General features: G+C 53.7%; 5 protein-coding genes and 2 pseudogenes. 5 read left to right on the top strand and 2 right to left on the bottom strand.

The window, feature by feature from the left end; translation table 11 throughout:
* Positions 1-72: 72 nt before the first annotated feature.
* Positions 73-1,500, top strand: a pseudogene (locus ACR3FF_RS25545) (alkaline phosphatase family protein).
* 60 nt (positions 1,501-1,560) lie between these two features.
* Here ACR3FF_RS25545 and ACR3FF_RS25540 read toward each other — a convergent pair.
* A pseudogene (locus ACR3FF_RS25540) lies at positions 1,561-1,828 on the bottom strand (CNNM domain-containing protein); the annotation flags it as partial.
* Between the two features lie 366 nt (positions 1,829-2,194).
* Here ACR3FF_RS25540 and ACR3FF_RS25535 point away from each other — a divergent pair.
* Entirely contained in the window at positions 2,195-2,788 is a 594-nt protein-coding gene (locus tag ACR3FF_RS25535; protein ID WP_458190916.1) for a hypothetical protein, read from the top strand.
* A complete protein-coding gene (locus tag ACR3FF_RS25530) occupies positions 2,785-3,414 on the top strand; it encodes a DUF2238 domain-containing protein (protein ID WP_458190915.1) in 630 nt (209 codons plus the stop codon). The genes ACR3FF_RS25535 and ACR3FF_RS25530 overlap by 4 nt, the downstream gene beginning before the upstream one ends.
* A gap of 37 nt (positions 3,415-3,451) precedes the next feature.
* Here ACR3FF_RS25530 and ACR3FF_RS27505 read toward each other — a convergent pair whose 3' ends face one another.
* The gene (locus tag ACR3FF_RS27505; protein ID WP_472850172.1) at positions 3,452-3,619 is read right to left on the bottom strand and encodes a DUF8008 family protein; all 168 of its coding nucleotides are present in this window, start codon (positions 3,617-3,619) and stop codon (positions 3,452-3,454) included.
* On the opposite strand from ACR3FF_RS27505, the gene ACR3FF_RS25525 reads away from it, so the two are divergent.
* A complete protein-coding gene (locus tag ACR3FF_RS25525) occupies positions 3,563-4,249 on the top strand; it encodes a zinc ribbon domain-containing protein (protein WP_458190917.1) in 687 nt (228 codons plus the stop codon). The two genes, ACR3FF_RS27505 and ACR3FF_RS25525, sit on opposite strands and share 57 nt — an antisense overlap.
* Before the next feature lie 225 nt (positions 4,250-4,474).
* The gene (locus ACR3FF_RS25520; RefSeq protein ID WP_458190914.1) at positions 4,475-5,125 is read left to right on the top strand and encodes an HAD family hydrolase; all 651 of its coding nucleotides are present in this window, start codon (positions 4,475-4,477) and stop codon (positions 5,123-5,125) included.
* The last annotated feature ends 130 nt before the right edge of the window (positions 5,126-5,255 follow it).

Here is a 5,255-nt window from a genome sequence, read left to right as displayed (position 1 = left end):
ATCTCCCGAACACGTGGTATCGAGAGGCGAGACAACCAGCTCCGTCACGCCAGACGCTTCTTGAGGAGGTGAATGCAGCACTGTATGCTGGTTTTACGTCTTAACCGAATACGAATGGGTGAACTTCCAACGTTGCAGCGAATCGTTGAACAGGGTATAACAGGAGACCTGCAATCCGTGTTGCCACCTGTCACCTCGCCAAATTGGAAAGCATACGCAACAGGCAAGAATCCCGGCCAACTCGGTATCTTTTGGTGGTACAATATTGATACCGCCAACCAGCGTGTCTATCTCCCAGCCGAGCGGTATCATAATCACGCCGAATACTGGGATCGACTCGCCGAACAGGAACGCGTCGGCGTCCTTGGGGTGCCAACAACATTCCCACCGAAAGCCGTTGGAGAAGCGTACATTTCAGGCGCACCAGACGCGGATACTACTGGATTTACAGATCCCGCAGAACTTGAGAATGAACTGCACGAGCGGTTTGACTATCGTGTCACAACACGACAATCACTGCAATCGGAGACATCTGCTGCCTAGGAGGAAATCCTTGAACGGATTGATACCCAATTCAAGGCTGGGAAATACTTGCTCGACAGTCGTGATCTCTCCTTTTTGCAATTAACAACATTTTATATCAACGTTCTGCACCACCATTTCTGGGATGATGAGCGCACACTCCGCGCGTGGAAACTGATCGACGACCATCTTGCATCATTTCTCGATGACGAGACAAACCTCGTTCTCATGAGTGACCACGGTCATGCCGAGATTCAAACGGTTTTCTACATTAATCGGTGGCTCGAACAAGAAGGGTATCTTTCTTTCGATACCCACGTTAGCAGTACACTCCATAAAGCAGGGATCACAACTGATCAGATAAAAGAGACGCTCGCAGACGTGGATCAACACGTGCCATTCAATCCGCAGTCGATTGCCGAGGAGGTCGCACCCGAGAGTCTTATTAATCGGCTTCCAAATGATGAAGGGAATGTCGGTCGGGGAAAACTCGACACGGCAAATTGGGATCAGACAGAAGCCATTGCGAGCGCGCAAGGTCCCTTCTATCTCACTGTGGATAGCCCACGCTTTGAATCAGTACGCGATGAACTCATCGACAAATTAGAACGTCTGACAACGCCAGATGGACGTCCGGTTGCGCGTGAGGTCTATCGTGGTGAAAACGTCTATAGCGGCGATTACGCCGATGAATGGCCAGACGTCGTCATTGACAAAGCGCCTGATGTGCATATCTCGGATACGGTTGGTGGAGACGAGATATTTACGCGCGAGCATGAGAAGTGGCGAGGCGTCAACACCCGATCTGGCTTGTTCGCTGCAACCGGACCGATGTTCACAACAGGGACGATCGATGAGATTTCGATCCTCGACCTCGCACCAACCTTGCTTCATGCACACGATTGTGCTGTCCCATCTGATATGGATGGTCGCATCCGGACGTCGATCTTTACGACAGATAGTGACAACACAATATAATTTGCATAAACAATTGAACTCTCCAACAGCAACCGTAACTGTTTTCCTATTTGTACAATCCAAAGCTGTGTTTGCGAATAGCGGTTCGAACAGGGCGCCAGCGCGGGTTCGGCGACGATATCGACCGCGATACTCGACGCGATGATTCCTGCCTGGCAGGTCGTCAGGTAATTCTCTAGATTTTGTGTCATCTCCCATGCACGGTCAAGTGAGGACGAGTCACCGATGAACTCCTCGGTGAACTGACGGGCGCGAGTTAGCGCGAACTCGATCGCTACTAAAACGCGTTCGTCGATATGTGCCCGATGCCACCGAATATCCGGTCCAGATTTCGATCGAGTTCACTATCTCGGCAGTGGGTTTCAATAGTCAAATCATTGGTAGTATTTTATTGTCACGAAGCGTATCGATTGCGCGGGATATCCGGAAATGCTTCAAACTGGCCGACTTCTCCGAACTCGAATTAGCGCGGTACTCCATCCGACTCCCGCAGATGAACTACGGGTTCGCCATCAGCACTTTTGGTTAGAGGGCTGCGTTTCTGACAGCCGGGCTCCTCGAGGCTAGAATCGTCGTGACATTCCCGGTGTTTCTGGCGTGTATCGACGTCCCCGAAAGTGGACAGTCATTAAAAACCGTGTTGTTTAGACACTTACCCCAAGCGTATATGCATATTCGCGAGGTTCTCTTGCTCATGAGTCAGCTCGACGTAGTCATCGAGGACAATCTATTCAACTCGATTGTTTCTTGGCTGATCGTCGCAGTACTGGTGCTTGCCGCCGCGGTTAGCGTCATCAGTGGAGAACCTATCTGGGCTATCTTCGTAACTGGCGGTCTTGTGATAATCCTCCTTCCAGCTGGCGTGCGTCGTGATCGATCTGTGATGCCGCCCTGGGAAATCTTGGTGTTCACCGCACTTCCAATTACGAGTCAATTCTTTCCACTTCCAGATATACTCGCCGACCTCACGACCTTCCTCGCTATTCTCGCCATCGGTGTGTTAGTGGTCGTCGAACTCCACGTATTTTCGCCAGTAGAGATGACACCCCGTTTCGCCGTGGCATTCATCATCTTCGTCACGATGGCGACAGCTGGTGTGTGGGCCATCCTCCAGTACGCGTCCGATGTTTACTTCAACACGATGCTCATCCAGAACAAGACGGCACTCATGTGGGACCTAGTCTTCGCGACCGCTATCAGTCTCGTGGCAAGCCCAATCTTCGCAATATACTTCCGATGGATCGAGGCCGTCGACGTCCGCGGACTTACAGCAGGTGAAGGTCTATGAGCTTTCGTGATCGAGTGAGAATCGACGATGTCTATCTCCACCTTCTCGTACGTCTGTTACAGGTTGCGCTTTTTGGCATTACCTTCGTAGGACTGATCCGGTTCAATTGGGGACTCGTCATCAATGCAGGTGTGTCTCTCGGTGTGACGTTCCTTCCCGGCATTCTTTCTCGGGACTATCGCGTGCCACTGAACGCTGGGTTGACGCTGTGGATCACAACAGCTGTGTTTCTCCACGCAGTGGGCGCACTCGGCCCATACCAGTGGTTCGGCTGGTACGACTCGATAACCCACACCCTATCAGCGACGATCGTGGCCGGTGCTGGCTACGCGAGTGCACGGGCACTTGCCGAACACGACGACTCGCTGGAGATCCCCTCAGAGTTCATGTTTGTCTTCATTCTCATCTTCGTCCTCGCGTTCGGAGTGCTCTGGGAGATCCTCGAGTTCGCCAGCGGCGGTATAGCAAGTCTCATCGGTGGAGAGGCCGCCCTAGCCCAGTATGGAGTACGTGACATTGTTCTTGACTTAGTGTTCAACACTGTCGGCGCCTTATTTGTCGCTACGCTGGGAACGGCCTATCTCAAGGGAGTCTCCCAGAGCGTGGCACGAACGCTTAGTACGTGAAACCATTACTTCAAGCGGCGGAAACCGTCGAAGCCGTTCAGAGATCGCTTGGTGCGTAATCCCGAAACCACTCGGCGAGGTCTGAGGTGTCTAAGTAGCAACGTATCTCGCCACTCTCCTTTGACCAGAGTGAGTACCGACCGGCCTCATCGCGTTTGCGCCATGCCTTGCTAGCGAGTCTCGTCCAGAGTTCGAACAGTTCCAAGTGTTGTCCGGGTTGATTGCCGAGTTGCAGTCGCAACTCCCCGACGACCAGTACACGAGTAAGCGGATTCAACGCGTGTACGATGAGCGTGGCGAGAAGCGTGACCACAGTCGTGACGCAGCGGTGAAATACGCTGCTGATTGGCTGCTTGCACGCACGGTTGATACTGTGTACGTCGGCGACCTCACTAATGTGCTTGACACGCACTGGTCATCCAAGGTGAACCAGAAGACACACGCGTTCTGGTCACACCGGAAACTCGTCGACCGCCTCGAACTCACGCTTGGAGACGTTGGCATCACCGTTGAGCAAATGAGCGAGGCGGATTCAAGCAGTGAGTGTCCCGAATGTGGGAGTAGCGAGGTGTCGCGAGACGGTGACGCGTATCGGTGTCACGCGTGTGGGTTGCACGCGTATATTGACGTCGCAGGGGCGTGGAATCTGCTACAATCAGAGGTTGGGCCGATGGCGCGGCCTGCTGCCCTGTCTGCTGAACGCGACAGGGACGCACCCGTGAACGGGACGTACTGGGAGTGGGATGGACACGACTGGTCACCAGCGGATTGGGAACAGTCGCGCCCAGTTGACCAAACCAGCGTCAGCAAACCCGCAAGTTCACAGCCGGGGTAATCAGTCTGGCCGGATTGCCCACGGAGGAATCCCACGGCTACCGTGGGAGGACGTCAAGCGCTAACCGCTGAATCGGAAAGAGGTCAGCCGTCGAATGGGCAACGCTGCCACGCGACTGAGGGCATCTTCCTCACCGGGGAGTCGGAAATCCGTCTTGCCGTCGTCTTCGTGTGTCTTATCCATGACGCCACAATCGGCTTATTGTGAGACCCGAAGGTCTAGAACATGCCCCGGTTTCAGACTGTCCTGTTTGATATGGATGGCGTCCTCGTTGATTCGGAATCATTCTGGCAGCAGTTCTGGCGTGACCAGGTTTTTACACAGGTAGAAACAGGTGATCCCGGTCTGGAGGACGTAAATGGCCGCAATTTCCGTGAGAGTCTCGAAGAGCTTGCAGCGACGTATGGGCTTCCGGGTGGTCCCGAGCGTTATGCACGACAGTTCGAAGTGGCTGCGGAGACGGTGTATGGCGGGCAGGTCTCGATCACACCTGGAATACCGGACTTCTTTGAGACACTTCGTTCTCGAGGGATCGACGTTGGAATTGTCTCCTCAGCACCAGCGGATTGGATTAAAATAGTCATTGAGCGGTTTGATTTGGCACCAGTTGATGTCATGGTGAGTGCTGAACACATCGATCTCCCCGGCAAGCCGGAACCCTTCATCTATGAGCATGCAGCCGCTGAACTTGCTGTGGACCCTTCTGCCTGTCTCGTTATCGAAGACTCTGTCAACGGTGTCCGAGCAGCAGCCCGAGCAGGCAGCACTGTGATCCGGTTTTGTCGTGGGGCTACTGTGCAGCCAACCGATCACACTGACTTTGTTGCCAACTCTCCAGGCGATCTTCAGCGAACCGTCCTCGAACTCCTTTCGTGACTCCTTCCCGGCCTAAACAGTAGTTGCCGAATCAAATCGGCGACAGAGGTGAAGCGATCACTCTGACAGCTCAGTTGAGGTTGCGCTGGAACGGCGGTTCAAGAATCAGAATCGAGGGTCGAAGGACCGC

The organism is Haladaptatus ordinarius (assembly GCF_054177595.1).
Note: the sequence above shows the minus strand (reverse complement) of the source record. Positions and strands in the feature narration are given on the sequence as shown.